Below are 16,669 nucleotides of genomic sequence, written 5' to 3'. Positions count from 1 at the left end.
TGTTCACAGCTAACGGAAGATGGCGAACGCGTCGATCACGAGCTGCTGGCCGGTGCGGTCCCAGCCCTGGACGCGGCCCAGGCAGCGGGCCAGGAACGGGCCGTCGGGGATGCCGCCGCGCAGGCCCGTCGCGGGGCCGCAGTCGACCCGGATGCGGGCCGGCGGTGCGGGTTCGTCGTCGTCGGCGCGGACGTGGAAGGCCGGGCGGGCGCCGTCGCGTTCGAAGAGGCCGTCGACGAGGACCCAGGACTTGAGGTCGCGCAGGCGGACGCGGCCGCGGTGGACCTTGACCGCGGACGGGGCCGGGGCCGACGGGCGGCTCGGGGTGAACGTGAGGCGGTCCAGGTCGATGCGGCCCACGCTGCTGGTCTTCTCGAGCACGTCGACGATCAGGCCGACGACGGTGATCGGCTCGTCCTGCTCGACGTAGTCGCGGACCACGGTCTCGTCGACCTGGCCGCCGGCGTCGGCGCCGATGGGGGCGCCGGGGATCCGGGAGCGGACGCCGATCTTGCGGCTGCGCCGGATCTCGTGACGGACCGCCCGGCGCAGGGCCGGGACGCGGCGCATCTGCTGGTACACGTCCATGATCGCGGCCTCGTCGAGGTAGAAGGCGACGTCGAGGCGGCGGAACCCGCGGTAGCGGCGGACCTGGGCGAGCACGACGCCGGCCGCGACGACGAACGCGATCGCGGTGACCGCCCACAGGAGCATCGACGGCCACCAGACGCCCCACCACGCCGCGTCAATGGCAGCCACGGATCTCCTTGAAGGCGTCGAGGAGGGACACGGCGTTGGCGTCGACCATCCGGCCGCCGGTCGCCTTCGCGGCCCGGTCGAGCTCGGCCGCGTCGGCCTCGCCGTAGCGGATGGCGTAGGTGGGGACGACCTTGCGGGCGGGGTCGGCGTTGTGCCGGTTCAGGAACTCGTCGAGGCTCATACCGGCGTTGCTGAGGCCGTCGGTCATGAGCACGACCGCGACCGAGCGGTCGGTGGCGGCGGCGGCCGCGGCGGTGTCGGCGTGGTCGAGGGCCGACCACACGGCGGTCGCGTCGTCGAAGTCGTCGCCCGCGATGAACGCTCCGAGCTCGTCGAGGTCGCCCTTGTCCTCGACGGTGAAGTCGTGCTCGCCGAGGACGGTGCCGCCGAAGCGCACGATCGTGAACCGTTCGCCGCGGTAGAACCGGAAGAACTTGCCGCTGGAGGAGCGGTCGGCCCCGCTGAGGCCGGCGAACGTGGCCCGCAGCGCCGCGATCCGCTCGCCGCGCATGGAGCCGGAGAAGTCGAGCACGAAGAAGACGTGGTCGGGCGTGCTCAGCCGGGGGTCGGCGTAGTCGGAGAGCAGCTTGTCGACGACCTCGACCTGGTCGGGGTAGAACAGGTTGGTGCCGGCCAGCCGCTCCAGCCGCTGGTCGCGGGCGACCCGCGGGTCGAAGGGCCGGCGCAGCGTGGTCTCGGTCAGCCGCTTCTGGCCCTGCGGCCCCTTGAACCAGTCGACGACCTTGTCATACGCGGCGCGCGCGTCCGGCTTCAGCAGCTGCAGCGGATAGTCGGCCTGGATGATGCCGTCGGCCGGGTAGACGAGCTCGAGCTTCTCCTTCAGCTCCCCGCTGTCGTTGAGCTTGAGCAGCGCCGACTCCTCGCCGACCAGCGCGTCGAGGTCGTCCTGGCCCTTGACGTACTCCTTGGCCAGGTCCGTGAACGTCGGCGCGGTCAGCTTGCGGCCGGCGAAGAACCCGCGCAGCCGGTCGCACGTCACGTCCTCCGGGGTCAGCGCCGAGCCGGTGCCGGCCGCCGCGGTCGCCACGCCGACGAGCGCGGCCAGCCCGGAGCCGCCCTGGCTGGGGTCGGCCAGCCCCATCCGCAGCACCCCGCTGGCGGCCGCGTCCGCGACGTCGGCCCAGGTGAGCGCGGCCCCGCCGGCGGCCGCCCGGAGCGCCTCGGCCGCCTTGGGCCGCACGCCGATGACGACCGGCGACAGCATCGTCGGTGTCGCGAGTGGACGGTCGGCGCTGCGCAGCCGCAGTTGCTGGTAGGCCGCGGTCGTGAGCCACGCGGCGTCGAACTGCTGGCCCAGTTCGGCCGGCGGCAGCATGTCGAGCCCGGCCCGGACGTCGAGCGTGACATCGACCCCCGTGGCCTGCCGCACTTCCGGCAGCAGCGGCCGGACCCCTTCCAGCTCTGGAGAAGCCACAATTCGCAGGTGTACTTCCTGAGCCGGCTCGGTCGTGCAGGCGGTCGCGCTCGCCACCAGTACCACCGCCGCCAATGCCGCACGAAGAGCCCTCATCATGAGCAGTTCCCGGTGATGCCGATCATCTTCTCCAGAAGGTCGAGGCGGGGCAGCTGCGCGGTCGTGCCGACATCGGTCAGGAAGGCCGGGACGGGGATGCTCTGCCCGCGCAGGTAGTCGGCGAACTCCGGCCCGGCGGGCTCGGCGTCCGGCGTCAGCGTGCGGAAGCCGAGCGCGACCGCCCGCCGGCGCAGCTCCGGGTCGGTGGTGATGAGTCGGCCGAGCCGCTCGCCGACCGGGGACAGCGGGATGTAGACGGGATCGGTCCGGAAGTTCACCGACGGGTAGAGCAGCACCCGGTCGCGGTCCAGCGTCTGGGTGCGGGCGTGGTACTGGGCCTGGTACGCGAGGAACTGGTGCTCGTAGACGACGACGATCGGCTGGCCCTTGCCCTCGGGCGTGACGTAGGAGTTGAACAGGTCGGACTGCGGTAGCCCGAAGACCCCGACGAGCGGCTTGATCTCGTTGGCCAGCCGTTCGGCCTCGGCTTCGCTCTGCGGCACGTCGTTCTTGTTGCGCACGAAGGCGACGAGGGCCATGTAGGTCCCGGCCGAATTCGACCGGCAGATGTCCGGCGACCACGCGGTGATCCGGTTGCTGCTCGCGACCTTGCCGCCGGCCAGCTCACTCCAGCGCTTGCGGCTCTCGATCGCGGCCAGGAAGCCGTCCAGCTGGAGCCGGTAGTACAGCGGTTCGCCGTCGGCGTCCCCGTCGAGCGGCGTGGCGAGCCCGGCCGCGCGCAGGGCCTCCGCGTACTCGCGGTAGCTGCCCAGCACGATCGGGCTGGTGAAAGGCTTGTAGACGGTCGTGCTGCGCCCCTGGTCCTTGAGCCGGCTCAGGACCAGGTCCCCGGCCGGCTGCCCCGACGGAAACACGAAGTCGAACCCGTCCAGCGGCGTGTTGGCCAGATCCCGCGACCCGCCCTGGGTGAAGTGCACCCGCAGGTGGTGCCGCAGCAGGATCCGCTGCACCTCGGCATCCTCGAAGAAGTCCGCCTTCGAGGCGATCTTGCCTTCGACGACCGCGAGCCGCTCGAACGGCAACAGCACGTCCCCGTCCCGCGCCAGCACTCCCAGCCCGACCGCGAAGACCAGCACGAACGGCACGAACGACCACAGGAACCGCGGCCGCAGCCAGAACCCGGCGGGCGGCCGCCGGACCGCGAGCTGGACTTCGGCTTGCGTCGAGGTGTCGGCAGCCATCGAAGGCCCTCCAATCGACTGGGAGGGTATCAGCGATGGTCGAACTTTCAGATAACTACCCGCCAAGCCTCCACGCACGACCCGCCGACCAGCGGCCCGCCCACGACGACGGGACGGCCATCCAATGCACCAACCGGTCGCATATTCCGCTTATGCAACCCAGGCTGCTCGCACCGGATCCCACCGCCCGGCGGCCATCCCGTCCAGCACCGGGTCGAGCATGGCCTTCACCAGGGCCAACGCGGCCGGGAACCGCCCCAGCTCCAGCAACTGAGGTAGTTCGGTGGCTTTCGCCTCGTACCCGGCCGGCCACAGCGGTCCCGGCGCCGTGAAGTCAATCGGCAGCCCGACCCCGCGGCGCGCGGTCTCGCTCAGCAGTGCGCGCCGCAAGTCGGCAGCGACGGGTCGCTGAGTATGAGCAATCAGCACCAGGTCGACCAAGTCCTTGTAGCGAGTGGATACCGACACCGCCCCATCGCTGCGAGCATGCGTTTCCAGGCATGCGGTTACCTTGTCGGCGATGTGGTCGACGAGCGGATATGCCCGGTAGCTCACCCGCAGCAGGCCGGGAATCTCGACTTGAACCAACGGCGATACGGCCTCCGGCGGGTGGGTCATCGAATGCCCCGCGACAAGATCCACCGAAAATGACGCGAACGGCCGCCCACCCAATACAGCCACAACAGCGAAACGTCGCCCCTTGTCGCCGACGAGCGGGGTCGGTGGCCTGATCTCGAAACTGAAGAAGTCGCCGGCGTTCTGTCCGGCGGCGGTACGGAGTGCCTGCTCCGCCTCGTCGAGGTCGGTGGTGGATTGCCAGGACAAGTCGATGTCCTTGCTGTGCCGTGCCAAATCCAGGCGTGCCAGCAGCGCGGTGGCGCCCTTGAGCACCCAGCGATCGGCATCCGGCGCGCTGAAGACCCGGGTCAACAGCCGGTCGTACGCGAACTGCCGCTGCAAGTCGGTCGCCGTGAACGCCGATCCGCTCGCCAGCTTTTTCAACCGATCTGTCAAGGCAGCCCGCAACGCGGCAGGCGACGCGTAGGGGAATGGCTCCGTCATGCGATGTCACCCAACAGTTGGCTTGCCAAGGCCGCGCCGTCAGCCGCCTGGTATCTGCGGGCGAGCGGCGCCACCGACTCGGCGATCATGTCCGCGGTCGTCAGCCCACGCCGGACCGCATCCACCGCGATGGTGGCCACGGCACTTCCGTCCTCGTGCCCGTCGAGCAGATCCGCCACGATTCGATGCACCCGCGTCACCGGCAACCCGCCGATCAAGTCCCGGTCCTCCGGCGGAACCTGACGCAGGTACAGCCGCACGTCCTTCCGCCGCGTCTGAGTTCGCACCGGAACGTCGAACTCGTGGATATCGGCGATCAGATCCCCGAGACCGTACAGCTCAGCTGCGGACCGATGTGACACCACCGCCAGGCGGTCGGATTGCACCCGCTGCCACGGCAGGGCAAGCGGGTCGATCTGCAGCCATGCTGCCCGCAGGTCAAGGTGGTCGACATCCGGCCCTCCGGCGACTCGGTACACACTCCGCGCTACGCGCACCAGCGCCCCGGCGGTAACCAGGCGAGTGAACGTCGCTCGAGGTACCCCTACGGCGAGCGCCTGTGCGCGAGTCACCAAGCCCCACTGGTCCTCGGCAACCTCGGTGGCCAACCGAGTCAGCATCCTCACAGAGGACATGCTGCAAAGTGTATCAAATATGCGCCCCATTGCAGCACGGCCTGAGGTCGACAACGGGCGCTGCCTTGCCGGCATCCAGAGTTCGCACGCAGGTTGCAAAGTGCGAAGTTGAGCGGATGCGCCCGTCAGCCGTTGAGGAGTTGGCGGGCCATGACGATGCGCTGGACCTGGTTGGTGCCCTCGTAGATCTGGGTGATCTTCGCGTCGCGCATCATGCGCTCCAGCGGGAAGTCGCGGGTGTAGCCGTAGCCGCCCAGGAGTTGGACCGCGTCCGTTGTGATGGACATCGCGGCGTCGGAGGCGAAGCACTTCGCGGCCGCGCCGAAGTAGGTCAGGTCGGCGTCGCCGCGCTCGGACTTGGCGGCGGCGGCGTAGGTGAGCTGGCGGGCGGCCTCGAGGCGCATGCCCATGTCGGCCAGCATGAACTGGATGCCCTGGAAGTCGGCGATCGCCTTGCCGAACTGTTTGCGCTCCTGGACGTAGCCGAGCGAGAAGTCCAGGGCGCCCTGGGCGATGCCGAGGGCCTGTGCGGCGATCGTGACCCGGGTGTGGTCCAGGGTGCGCATCGCGGTGCCGAAGCCGGTGCCGGGGGCGCCGATGATGCGGTCGGCGGGGATGCGGACGTTGTCGAGGTAGACCTCGCGGGTCGGGCTGCCCTTGATGCCGAGTTTCTTCTCCGGTGCGCCGAACGTCACACCCGGGTCCGCCTTTTCCACGACAAAGGCGGAGATGCCGCGGGAGCGGGCGGACGGGTCGGTGACGGCGAAGACCGTGTAGTACTCGCTCACCCCGGCGTTGGTGATCCAGCGCTTGACGCCGTTGAGGACCCAGGTGTCCCCGTCCAGCTCGGCGCGGGTCTTCATGCCGGCCGCGTCGCTGCCGGCGTCGGGCTCGGAGAGGCAGTAGGAGAACATCGCGTCGCCGCGCGCGACCGGGCGCAGGTAGCGCTCCTTCAGCTCCGGGGAGGCGGCCAGGAGCAGGGGCATCGTGCCGAGCTTGTTGACCGCGGGGATGAGGGAGGACGAGGCGCAGGCCCGGGCGACCTCCTCGATCACGATGGCCGTGGCCAGGGCGTCCGCGCCCGCGCCGCCGTATTCGACGGGGATGTGCGGTGCGTGGAAGTCGGAGGCGCGCAGCGCGTCGTAGGAGGCCTGGGGGAACTCGCTCGTTTCGTCCGCTACCGCGGCATTCGGTGCGACCTTGCCGTCACACACCGCTCGCACCGCCTCACGCACGGCGACGTGGTCCTCGGGCAGCGAGTAGACGTCGAACATGGCAAACCCCCTGGTCACAGTGCTGCTGAACCGCCGTTCAGCGGTTCGCCGATGTGAGCATACCGACGAGTAACGAATCGGTCGGAGGCACGGCTCCTCCCGAGGGACTATCCTCGCCGTGGCGACGTCGGCCCGATCCCACCAGGTGAGGGTCGCACCGAGCGGACCTCGATCGAGTTGGAGACCAGGCGTGACCATCGCGTACCCCAGCACCTCACCCGCCGTTGCCCCGCCGTCCGGATCGGTGCGGCCCCGGTTGACCTTCCTGGGCACCGGATATCTCGGTGCGACCTACGCGATCTGCTTCGCGGAGCTCGGCTACGAGGTCATCGGCTTCGACATCGACGAGGCCAAGATCGCCAAGCTGGCCGGCGGCGACGTCCCGTTCCACGAGCCCGGCCTCGACGAGCTGCTGCGCAAGAACCTGTCGGCCGGTCGGCTGCGGTTCTCCACCTCCTGGGAGGAGGTCGCCGAGTTCGGCGACATCCACTTCATCTGTGTCGGCACCCCGCAGCGCGCCGACGGCATGGCCGCCGACCTGTCGCACGTCGAGAGCGCCGTCACCAACCTGGTCCCGCACCTGACCCGCAAGGCGCTCATCGTCGGCAAGTCCACCGTCCCGGTCGGCACCGCCGAGTGGATCGAGCAGCTGGTGGCCCGCCACGCCACCGCCGACCTGGGCGTCGAGGTCGCCTGGAGCCCGGAGTTCCTGCAGGAGGGCGTGGCCGTCGAGGACGTGCTGCGGCCCAACCGCGTCATCTTCGGCGTCAAGTCCGAGTGGGCGACCGGCATGCTCTACTCGGCCCACAAGGGCGTGTTCGACCTGGCCGTCACCGAGGACCGCGAGGTCCCGGTCGTCGTCACCGACTTCGCCACCGCCGAGCTGGTCAAGGTCGCGGCCAACGCGTTCCTGGCCACCAAGATCTCCTTCATCAACGCGATGGCCGAGGTCTGCGAGGCGGCCGGGGCCGACGTGACCCAGCTGGCCCGCTCGATCGGCTACGACGCGCGCATCGGCAACAAGTTCCTCCGCGCCGGCGTCGGCTTCGGCGGCGGCTGCCTGCCCAAGGACATCCGCGCGTTCCAGGCCCGGGCCCAGGAGCTCGGCGTCGGCGAGGCGCTGCGGTTCCTGCACGAGGTCGACCTGATCAACCAGCGCCGCCGCCAGAAGATCGTCCAGCTCTCCGCCGAGCTGCTCGGCCGCGGCTACGGCCCGGCCGGCCCGGACCTGGCCGGCACCAGGATCACGGTGCTGGGCGCGACCTTCAAGCCCAACTCGGACGACGTGCGCGACTCGCCGGCCCTCTCGGTCGTGCGCAAGCTCGCCCGCTCCGGCGCCGAGGTCACGGTCTACGACCCGGAGGGCATGGAGCAGGCCCGGGCCGAGGTCGCCGACGTGACCTACGCCAAGACGTTCACCGACGCGGTCACCGGAGCCGACCTGCTCTGCGTGCTCACGGAGTGGGAAGAGTTCCGCAACGCCGACCCCAACGCCGTCGCCGCGTTGGTCGCGGCCAAGAAGGTCATCGACGGGCGAAACTGCCTCGACCAGGCCGTCTGGGTCGCCGCCGGCTGGGAGTACCGGGGCATGGGCCGGCCGGTGGCCGCTTAGGCCCAAAAGCAGAGAACCTCCCGAACGGGCGCATCGCTTTCGTCGCCCGGCGAAACAAGGCATTCTTCCCAGTAAGGCGTGAACGACCGGGACTCCTGGGGTAGGGGTCCCGGCCGGAAGCCTGGGGGAGGAGTGGCGTGGAGACGTATCCGTGCCCGGCGTGTGGCGGGGCGGCCAGTGAGTCCACCGGCTGCCGGTCGTGCGGGCGGCCGCACGATCCGGACGCGGCCGCGCTCGCTCTGTTCCAGCGCACCGTCGCGGCCCTGGAGCAGAAGAAGCGGGACCTCACCGAAAACACGCAGATGCTGCGCAAGCAGCTCGCCCACACCTCCGCGCAGCGCGACAGCCTCCGCCGCAAGGTCCGCGCGTCCGTCGAGGCGGAGCAGGCCGCCCAGGCCGCGAAGACCAAGCGGCCGCTGCTGGGCCGCCAGCGCGAGGCTGTCCCGCCGGCCGTGACCGAGACGACCGCGACCCAGCCGGCCCTCAGCGCCCCGGCCGCCGTCGGCAGCGGCACCGGCAGCGGCGTCAGCACCGGCACGCTCCCGGCCGGCCCGCAGCGGTTCTCGCCGCGGGCCGTGCAGTCGATCGAGCGCGGCCACGTGCCCGCGGCCGGATCACCCCGGATCGCGCCCCTCGACGGGCCTCCGCCGCCGCGCCGGCCGCGGCCGGGCGAGAAGACCCTCCCGCCCGGTGACCAGCCGGAGGCCACCGAGAGCAGCATGCAGGCGTCGGTCCTGGCGCTGGGCGGCCTGCTGCTGGCCGGCGCCGCGATCGTGCTCACCCTGGACGCGTTCGGCAGTATCGGTACCGCCGGGCGAATCCTGTCCTTGACCGCTATCACCGCGATCGCTCTGGCGTTGCCGCTCGTGCTGGTCCGGCGCGGGCTGAGCGCGACCGCCGAGACCGTCGCCTCGGTCGCCCTGCTGCTCGTGCTCCTCGACGGCTATGTGCTGCGCTCGGAGAAGCTGCTGGGCGCGGACAACACCCGGCTGAGCACCTACCTGGGCATAGTCTGCCTGCTCACGGCCGGGGTCGCGGCCCTGTACAGCATGCAGAGCCACCTGATCGCCTCCCGCTTCGCCACCCTGCTGGCCCTGCAGCCGGTCCTGCCGCTGCTGTTCTACGAAGCCATCCACGGCCCGACCGGCTGGGCGATCGCGCTGTGCGGGGTGGCGCTGATCGACCTCGCCTTCGCCATCGCGCTCAAGCAGTCGATCCAGCGCCGGATCGACGCCCACCACGAGGACGCCGCGGCCGAGGACGAGGCCGCGCACACCGGCCGCACCAACCGCATCGCCGACGGGCTGATGCGCGACTTCGCCTGGGTGCTGTTCGCCGTGGCCACCGGGGTCGCGCTGCTGGCGGCCGGGGCCGGGATGCTCGCCACCGACGCGAAGCTGCCGACCCTGCAGGCCGCGGTGGCCATGCTGATCGCGGCCGCGCTCGGCGTCGGCGGGTCCCTGGCCTGGCGCCGCGGCGCGCTGCCGGACATCGCGGCGGGCGTCGCCACGGGTGCCGTCGTCGTCGCCATCGCCCGGGTCGGCGCCGTCTGGCTGCCCGGCTCCACCCCGCTGTTCCTCGCCCTCGCGGTGGCCGTGGCCGCCGCCGGGGTCCCGTTCCTGCCGGACGACGCGCGACGCGGGCCCCGCTACGCGGTGTCGGTGGCGGCCGCCGGAGCCGCGCAGCTGGTGCTCGTGCGGGCCTACCCCGGCATCGCGGCACCGCTGCGGGCCGCGTGGCCGGTGTGGAAGGCCGACCTGAGCGAGTACCAGAGCCGGATCCACGCCGCGGTCGGGCCGGACGGCTGGCAGTACATCATCGCGATCCTGCTGCTCACCGGCGCCTGCGTGCTCATGCTGAGCGGCCGGACCGACCCGGTCAGCATCGTGCCGGGGCGCGACGGCGCCGGACCCCAGGTGCCCGCGGACGAGCTGCGCACCGACATCATCGTCGGGGGTGCGGCCCTGACGCTGCTGGTCGCGCCGGCCGCGCTCGGCCTGAGCTGGCTGGCCATCCCGGCCCTGGCGGTGACGGCGGCGATCGCGGCCGGCGCCGTCGCCCTGCGGGTCCGGGCCGCGCACACGGCCTGGGTCTGCCTCGCGGCCGCGCTGGTGCTCGGCCTGTATGCGGCCGCGGCCAGCCTGGTCCGCCCGGGCGCGACCGCGCTCACCCTGACCGCGATCACCGTGGCCGGAGCCGCGATCGCCTGGCTCCCCCGCCCGCACCAGACCGATGGCAACCGGATGGCCGCGACGCAGCGGGTCGCCGACGCCGCGGCCGGTGGTGCGCTCTTCGCCCTGCCCGGCGCGGCCGCGGCCGGGGCCGCGATCGTCTACGGCGACCTGCCGGGCGGCGCGACCGTGGTGCTGGTGCTGAGCTTCCTGGCCCTCGCGATCAGCCTCGGCGTGGCCGCGCTGACCCAGGTCGCCCGGGACCGCACCGGCGGCGAACCCAGCGTCCCGCTGCTGGCCGGGGCCACGGCCGGCGCGATCGCGGTCGGCCTGGCCACCGTCATCGTCCGCGGCGCCACGACCATCGACTTCGTCATCGGCCTGCTCATGGTGGTGGCCGCGGTGGCGCTGTGGCTGGCACCGCGGATGGACGACCGGCAGACCTTCGGCGTCGAGTTCACCGGCGCCGACGCGGCCGCCGCGGCCGTCACGATCGCCGCCATCGGCGCGGTCGCCCGGGCCGTGTCGCTGGCCGCCTCCGGCATCGAGGTCGTCACCCTCGCCCTCCTGGTCTTCATGGTCGCGGTGGCGGCCCGCTCGTCGCTGCCGGAGGAGTGGCGGCGCGGGCCGGTCGTGGGCGCCGCGCTGGTCGGCTTCGGCACCGGGCTGTATGCCGGCGCCCTCTCGGTGGTCGCGGCGGTCGGCGTGATCCGGGCCGCGAACCCGCCCTGGGCCGCCCCGCTCGACGAGCGCTGGGCCGCGGCCGCGCACAGCCTGGCCCAGTTCGGCTGGCAGATCCCGATCGCCCTGCTCCTGCTGGCCGGGGCGGCCGCGATCGCCCTGCCGCAGCCCTACGGCGACGACACCGCCTCGGCCGCCGTCGTCCTGGCCACCCTCGGTGCGCCGGTCGGGCTCGGCCTGGGCTGGCCGGCGCCCATGGTCATCGGCTGGGCCGCGGCCACCGGCGTCGCCGTCTGGGCCTGCTTCGCCCGCAGCTGGCGGGGGGTCTACACGCGGATCGGCGCGGCCCTGGTGGCCGGCCTCTATGCGGCCGGGGCCAGTCTCGTGCGCCCCGGCGCCACCGCGGGCACCCTGGCCGCCCTGGCCGTGAGCGCGGCCATCGTCGCCGCCCTGGCCCGGGCGGTCGCTCTGCGCCGCGTGGAGAAGGCCGAGGCGCTCCCGGACGACGAGGACGAGGGCCCGCTCAACGTGGTCGGCGGGGCCGGGGTCGCGGGCGCGCTGTTCGCCTTCACCGGCGCGGCCGCGGCGATGGTCGGCAGCCTCTACCCGGACCGGCCCGGCACCATCCTCACCGCCGCGCTCGCGACCGCCGCCCTGGGGCTCGCGGCCGCGGCCGCCAGCGCTCAGCAGGCGCCCGGCTACATGCCGTACGTGAGCACCGGCGTCGCCGTCTCCGCGACCACGACCGCCCTGGTGGCGCTGTTCTTCCAGCGTGACGGCGCGGTCGTCTACGCCGCGGCGGCGGCACTGCTCGGGGTGCTGGCGGAACTGCTGCGGGCGAATTGGTACACCCCGAAAGAGCTCGAATTCACCGGGCGCTTCCGGCCGGACCGCGCCGGTCGGCCCCCGCGCCGCGCCGAGATCACCGCCGACCAGGTCCGCATCCCGCGCAACTTCGCGTTCGGGGTCGCCGCGGCGGCCGGGGTCCCCGCCGCCATCGTCGTGGTGTTCCTCGCGCCCGCGCTGCTGGCCGCGCTGATCGGGCCGTACCGCTGGATCGCCCATCCCTGGACGGGCACCCCGGAGACCGCGGCGGATCTGGGTCCCTTCGCGCAGTACGCCGGCAACAGCACCCACGTGCTGGGCGCGTTCCTGCTCACGGTCGCCGGCGCCCTGATGGCCGTCGGCCTCGGGGGCAGCGGGCAGGCGATGGTCAACCGGGCCGTCGCGATCGTGGTGCCAGGGGCGGCCCTGACGCTGCTCATCGCCCCGGCCGCGCTCGACGCGCCGTGGCCGACGCAGCCGACCCTGGCCCTGCTGGTGGCCACGATCGCCGGGCTGGGCCTGGCCCTGACCGTCCCGCCGACGGCCGACAGCGCCGACAGCCGGCTCATGATCGGGGCCCGCCGGCTGGTGTTCGTGATCGCGGTCCTGGCCGCGGGCGCGGGCGGCGCCGGCAGCCTGGCCACCCGCAGCCAGACCCTGACCTGGCTGGCGGGCTCGGTCGTGGTCGGCGCGATCGGCGGCATCTGGGGCAAGACCCCCAACGGCCGGATGCTCGGCTGGCACGTGGCCGCCTCGACCGCGCAGGGCTTCGCCGTGGCCGCCGGGCTGGCGGCCGGGCTGGGCCTGAAGCAGTGCGCGTTCCCGCTGCTCGTGGTCGCGGCCGCGCTGCTGGTGCTGGGGGCCGCCCTGCCGCGGCTGCGCCCGAGCGAGAGCATCAACCGGGAGGCGCTGACGGTCGAGGCGGCCGGCTACGCCGGGGCCGGGATCGCGGTGCTGCTGACCCTCGGCTCGTGGGCGCACACCGCGGCCGCGCTGACCGCGGTCGGGGCGATCCTCGGCCTGTCGGCGGCGCGCAAGGGCCGCAGCGCCCGGCAGCGCACGATCCTGATCGTCGCCGCGTCGATCGCCGAGCTGGTCGCCATCTGGCTGCTGCTCATCACGGTGCGGGTCGCGGTGGTGGAGGCCTACACGCTCCCGTTCGCCGCCCTCGCCCTGATCACCGGCCTGATCGAGATCCGCAACCGGCCGGAGCTGGGCAGCTGGCTGGCATACGGCCCGGCGCTGGTGGCGGGCTTCGGCCCGAGCCTGGCGATCGCGGTCGCCCAGCCCGACTCGCCGGAGCTGCGGCGGGTGCTGCTGATCCTGGCCGGTGTCATCTGCGTGGCCATCGGCGCGGCCCGGCAGCAGAAGGCGCCGGTCGCGGTCGGGGCCGCGGTGACGGTGATCGCGACGGTCAACGAGCTGTTCCGGATCGGCCTGCCGTTCTGGATGATGCTGCTGCTCTTCACCGGCACCGGCGTGCTGCTGATCAGTCTCGGCGCGACCTACGAGCAGCGGCAGCGCCTGGACCGGCTGCGCGGGGCGTACAAGGGGATGCGCTAATCGGTCTTCTCGATCTGCTCGAGGACCCAGCGGGCCCAGTCCCGCTGGAGTGAGTAATAGCGCCGGCCGAACTCCGCCGCGAAGCGCGAGTAGTTGTAGGTCGGGTCGGTCGGCGCGTGCTCCTCGATCATCTTGACCACGCCCTCCAACTCCTGCGCGAGGTCGTCGCTGTGGCCGGCCATCTGGTCCACGAGCGTGCGCATGTCGGGCCGGTCGAGCGCCGAGAGCAGGAACAGGCGCAGCACGAACTCGTTGCGGGCCGGGGCCTCGCCGAGCGGGCTCAGCATCCAGCGGCGTAGCTCGTCGCGGCCGGGTGCGGTCACGCCGTAGACCTTGCTGCCGCGCGAGCCCTCGTCGACGACCTCGATCAGGCCGTCGCCCAGCATTCGCTTGAGTTCGGGGTAGATCTGGCTGTGGCCCGCGCTCCAGGCGTGCCCTGAGAGCGTCGACTCGAAGCGCTTGGTGAGGTCGTATCCGTTCTGCGGGGTGTCGGCGAGCAGGCCCAGCAGGGCGTGACGGAGGGACATGAGAGCAGCCTAACCTGTCGGAGCCAACATGTCACTGTTGACATGTCGGAGCTGACATGTCACGGTTGGCCTATGAACAAGACCCCCGGTGTTCTGGCCATCCTCAAGTCCCTCCTCTGGGACGTCGGTCTCTCCCTCGGCGCCTACTTCGTCGCGCACTGGCTCGGTGCCAGTGACTATGTCGCGCTGCTCTGCGGGTCGGTCGCGGCCCTGGCCCGGGTGCTCTGGGTCGCGGCCCGGACCCGGACGTTCGACGTCTTCGCGGCCGTCATGCTCGGCGTGTTCCTGGTCGGCCTGGGCCTGTCGTTCCTGACCGGCTCAGCGAAGTTCCTGCTGGTCAAGGAGTCGTTCGGGACCGGCCTCGCCGGCCTGGCCTTCGTGGTGTCCTGCTTCGTCGGCCGCCCGCTGATCTATCACGCCGCCCTGCGGATGCAGGAGGGTGACCCGGCCCGGGCCGCGGAGTTCGACCAGAGGTGGCGCGACCAGCCGGGATTCCGGCGCACCTTCCGGGTCATGTCCGCGACCTGGGGTGTCGGGCTGCTGTTCGACGCGATCGTGCGCATCCCGCTGGTGCTGAGCCTGGCGACCTCGACCGCGGTCACCGTCTCCACGGTTCTGTTCGTCACGACGATGGTGCTGCTGTCGCTGTGGACTGTCCGATACGCGCGACGGGCGCAGGCGCGGGCGGCGCGGCTCTCCGCAGCAGCGTGATCGGGATGATCGTCAGCGCGGCGGCGCCGGCGGCCCACCAGAAGGTGGTGCCGAAGGCGGCGCCGAGCTCCTGCGGTGACTGGGCCCCGGCCGCGTGGCGCTGCAGCGAGACGGCCAGCAGGGCCACCCCGAACGAGCCCCCGACCTGCTGGAAGACCCGCACTGCGCCGGTCGCGTGGGAAACCTGCTCCCGGCTCAGGCCGGCGTAGATGCCGCCCTGCGCGGGCACCATGACGGCACCGAAACCGGCCCCGGCCAACGCGATCAGCCCGGCCAGCAGCCACTGATCGGTGCCCCCGTCCAGCCGGGTCAGGGCCAGCGCGGAGCCCAGCAGGAGGGCGGCCCCGGTGAGCGCGACCGGGCGCAGGCCGAAGCGGTCGGTGAGCCGGCCGGCGAGCATCAGCGACAGTGCCGAGCCGACCCCGCTGGGGGCCATGAGGAGGCCGGCGTGCAGCGGGGTGTAGGCGTGGACCTGCTGGTAGTACAGGGGTATCAGCAGCATGGTGCCGATCAGCGCGATCATGCCGAGGAACATCACCGCCGACGCCGCCGTGAAGTTGCGGCTGCGGAACAGGCGCAGGTCGATCACCGGGTCGGCGGTCCGTAGCGCGTGCGCGACGAACGCGATCAGCAGCGTCACGCCCGCGGCCAGCAAGATCAGTGTGAGCGCGCTGAAGTGGCCCTCGGTGCCGGCCCGGGACAGGCTCCACACGATGCCGACCAGGGCCGGGGACAGCAGGGTCAGGCCGAGCACGTCCAGCCGGGCCGGGCGCTCGATGCGCTCGACTGGCATCACCCGGGCCGCGGCCCACGCCGCGACCGCGCAGAACGGCAGGTTGACCAGGAAGATCCAGCGCCAGCCGGCCCCGTCGACCAGGATGCCGCCGAGCACCGGCCCCAGCACCGGCCCGAGCAGCATCGGCATCCCGACCAGCGCCATCACCTTGCCGAACTGCTGACCGGCGGCCCGGCGGGCCAGGATCGTCTGGAACAGCGGCATGAGCATCCCGCCGCCGATGCCCTGCACCACCCGCATCGCGATCAGGCTGCCGGCCGACCACGCCACCCCGCACAGCAGCGAGCCGAGCGTGAACAGCGCCAGCGAGCCCAGCCAGGCGGAGCGGGCCCCGAACCGGTCGATCGCCCACCCGGCCACCGGGATCACCGCGGCCATCGCCAGGAGGTAGGCGGCGCTGACCCACTGCACCGTGCCGAGATCGGCGCCGAAGTCCCGGCGGAAGCTCTCCAGCGCGATGTTGACCATCGTCGAGTCCATCTGGACCAGGAACACACCCAGCAGGATCGCGCCCACCAGCGTGAGCAGATCCTTCGGCAGCTTGCCACTTTGATACACCGTATCGGTCACTGATACACCGTATCGCCATTCCGTACGTCGTACAATAGCGGCGTGACGGTGTGGACCCAATCCGACCCCGGCAAGCCGGCGAAGCTGACCCGGGAGGCGGTGGTCGCCTGCGCGGTGGACCTCGCCGACCGCGAAGGCCTCGACGCCGTGTCGGTGCGGCGGGTGGCGGCCGAGCTCGCGGCCCGGCCGATGAGCCTGTACTCGTACTTCAAGCGCAAGGACGACCTGGTGGACCTGATGGTCGACCAGGTGCTGGGCGAGATGCTCGCGCCCCAACCGCTGCCGGACGACTGGCGGGCCGCGCTCAAGGCGGTCCTGCACCGGCAGATCGAGGTCGGGCGGCGGCACCTGTGGGTGATGGGCGTCTTCGGGGCCCGGGCGCCGATCGGGCCCAACGCGGCCCGCCACGCCGAGCAGTCCCTGCGGGCGGTCGCCGGACTGGGCCTGCCGCCGCAGCGGACCCTGCGGCTGCTGCGCGCGGTCGACACCTACCTGTGGGGGTTCGTGACGCTCGGCACCCAGGAGCTGGCGACCCGGCAGCGTGACGCCCTGACCGAGGAGGAGTGGAAGACCTCCACCGAGGCCTACTTCGCCGACCTCGTCGCCGGTGGAGACCTGCCGCACCTGGCCGAGGCCGGCCGGCCCGCGCTGCTGCGCGGCGGGATCGACGAGTGGATCGCCGACTTCGACGAGGGTCTCGACTGGTTGCTGGACGGGTTCGCCGCCGGCCTCTAGTCATCTCCGGGG

At 72.2% G+C, this 16,669-nt stretch carries 12 protein-coding genes; 4 read left to right on the top strand and 8 right to left on the bottom strand.

What is annotated here, in order from left to right:
• Positions 1-9: 9 nt before the first annotated feature.
• The 6 genes from ACIA8L_RS44545 to ACIA8L_RS44520 form a co-directional block, all read right to left on the bottom strand.
• Positions 10-759: a hypothetical protein gene (locus ACIA8L_RS44545; protein WP_395914475.1), complete on the bottom strand. Its 750-nt coding sequence runs from the start codon at positions 757-759 to the stop codon at positions 10-12.
• Positions 746-2,251 carry a VWA domain-containing protein gene (locus tag ACIA8L_RS44540; protein WP_395914473.1) on the bottom strand — a complete coding sequence of 502 codons (1,506 nt, stop codon included), beginning with the start codon at positions 2,249-2,251 and terminating at the stop codon, positions 746-748. The genes ACIA8L_RS44545 and ACIA8L_RS44540 overlap by 14 nt, the downstream gene beginning before the upstream one ends.
• Positions 2,252-2,289: 38 nt before the next feature.
• Positions 2,290-3,495 (bottom strand): hypothetical protein, encoded by a 1,206-nt coding sequence (locus ACIA8L_RS44535; protein WP_395914471.1) that lies wholly within the window; start codon positions 3,493-3,495, stop codon positions 2,290-2,292.
• A 150-nt stretch (positions 3,496-3,645) separates the two neighbouring features.
• A complete protein-coding gene (locus ACIA8L_RS44530) occupies positions 3,646-4,557 on the bottom strand; it encodes a nucleotidyl transferase AbiEii/AbiGii toxin family protein (protein ID WP_395914469.1) in 912 nt (303 codons plus the stop codon).
• A complete protein-coding gene (locus tag ACIA8L_RS44525) occupies positions 4,554-5,192 on the bottom strand; it encodes a type IV toxin-antitoxin system AbiEi family antitoxin domain-containing protein (RefSeq protein WP_395914468.1) in 639 nt (212 codons plus the stop codon). Before ACIA8L_RS44525 ends, ACIA8L_RS44530 begins: the two co-directional genes overlap by 4 nt.
• A gap of 125 nt (positions 5,193-5,317) precedes the next feature.
• Positions 5,318-6,466: an acyl-CoA dehydrogenase family protein gene (locus ACIA8L_RS44520; protein ID WP_395914466.1), complete on the bottom strand. Its 1,149-nt coding sequence runs from the start codon at positions 6,464-6,466 to the stop codon at positions 5,318-5,320.
• Between the two features lie 190 nt (positions 6,467-6,656).
• Between ACIA8L_RS44520 and ACIA8L_RS44515 the strand changes: the two genes are divergently transcribed.
• Positions 6,657-8,078: a UDP-glucose dehydrogenase family protein gene (locus ACIA8L_RS44515; RefSeq protein WP_395914464.1), complete on the top strand. Its 1,422-nt coding sequence runs from the start codon at positions 6,657-6,659 to the stop codon at positions 8,076-8,078.
• Between the two features lie 137 nt (positions 8,079-8,215).
• The gene (locus ACIA8L_RS44510; RefSeq protein ID WP_395914462.1) at positions 8,216-13,318 is read left to right on the top strand and encodes an SCO7613 C-terminal domain-containing membrane protein; all 5,103 of its coding nucleotides are present in this window, start codon (positions 8,216-8,218) and stop codon (positions 13,316-13,318) included.
• Here the strand turns inward: ACIA8L_RS44510 and ACIA8L_RS44505 are convergent.
• Complete coding sequence (locus tag ACIA8L_RS44505) at positions 13,315-13,845, bottom strand: PadR family transcriptional regulator (protein ID WP_395914460.1); 531 nt, start codon at positions 13,843-13,845, stop codon at positions 13,315-13,317. The genes ACIA8L_RS44510 and ACIA8L_RS44505 overlap by 4 nt on opposite strands.
• 72 nt (positions 13,846-13,917) lie before the next feature.
• On the opposite strand from ACIA8L_RS44505, the gene ACIA8L_RS44500 reads away from it, so the two are divergent.
• Positions 13,918-14,556 (top strand): VC0807 family protein, encoded by a 639-nt coding sequence (locus ACIA8L_RS44500; RefSeq protein WP_395914458.1) that lies wholly within the window; start codon positions 13,918-13,920, stop codon positions 14,554-14,556.
• Here the strand turns inward: ACIA8L_RS44500 and ACIA8L_RS44495 are convergent.
• Positions 14,468-15,922, bottom strand: coding sequence for an MDR family MFS transporter (locus tag ACIA8L_RS44495; RefSeq protein WP_395914457.1), 1,455 nt, complete (start codon positions 15,920-15,922; stop codon positions 14,468-14,470). The two genes, ACIA8L_RS44500 and ACIA8L_RS44495, sit on opposite strands and share 89 nt — an antisense overlap.
• A gap of 42 nt (positions 15,923-15,964) precedes the next feature.
• Here ACIA8L_RS44495 and ACIA8L_RS44490 point away from each other — a divergent pair, with 42 nt between their 5' ends.
• The gene (locus ACIA8L_RS44490) at positions 15,965-16,657 is read left to right on the top strand and encodes a TetR/AcrR family transcriptional regulator C-terminal domain-containing protein (RefSeq protein WP_395914455.1); all 693 of its coding nucleotides are present in this window, start codon (positions 15,965-15,967) and stop codon (positions 16,655-16,657) included.
• Positions 16,658-16,669: the final 12 nt, after the last annotated feature.

The organism is Dactylosporangium sp. NPDC051541 (assembly GCF_044454505.1).
Classification (GTDB): domain Bacteria; phylum Actinomycetota; class Actinomycetes; order Mycobacteriales; family Micromonosporaceae; genus Dactylosporangium.
Note: the sequence above shows the minus strand (reverse complement) of the source record. Positions and strands in the feature narration are given on the sequence as shown.